The organism is Burkholderia sp. Bp8998 (genome assembly GCF_003854235.1).
Lineage (GTDB): Bacteria > Pseudomonadota > Gammaproteobacteria > Burkholderiales > Burkholderiaceae > Burkholderia.
In genome coordinates, this window is the sequence record NZ_QTQF01000157.1 from 1 (window position 1) to 644 (window position 644).

A 644-nucleotide genomic window follows, 5' to 3' on the forward strand; every position below is an offset into this window, starting at 1 on the left:
CGCACGCGGGCGGAGCTGCGCGACGGCAAGTGGGTGCTGAACGGCGCGAAGCAGTTCGTGACCAACGGCCAGCGCGCCGGCGTCGCGATCGTTTTTGCCATGACCGACCCGGAAGCCGGCAAGCGCGGCATTTCCGCGTTCCTGGTGCCGACCGATACGCCGGGTTTCATCGTCGGCAAGCCCGAGAAGAAGATGGGCATCCGCGCATCGGACACGTGCCCGATCACGTTCGAGAACTGCGCGATTCCGGAAGAGAACCTGCTCGGCAATCGCGGCGAAGGGCTGAAGATCGCGCTGTCGAACCTCGAGGGCGGGCGCATCGGCATCGCCGCACAGGCGCTCGGCATCGCGCGTGCCGCGTTCGACAAGGCGCGCCGCTATGCGGGCGAGCGCGTGCAGTTCGGCAAGCCGATCGCGGAGCACCAGGCGATCCAGCAGAAGCTCGCCGACATGGCCACGCAGATCAACGCGGCGCGCCTGCTCGTGCATCACGCGGCGAAGCTGCGCACGGCTGGCTTGCCGTGCCTGTCGGAAGCGTCGCAGGCGAAGCTGTTCGCGTCCGAGATGGCCGAGCGCGTGTGTTCGGATGCGATCCAGATCCACGGCGGCTACGGCTACCTCGCCGATTACGAAGTCGAGCGTCA

Annotated in this window: 1 protein-coding gene; it reads left to right on the forward strand. The window is 67.5% G+C overall.

From position 1 onward, the window contains the following. Positions 1-644 (forward strand): acyl-CoA dehydrogenase family protein (locus DIE06_RS37940; RefSeq protein ID WP_185733589.1); only part of this gene is annotated, 644 nt, incomplete at both ends.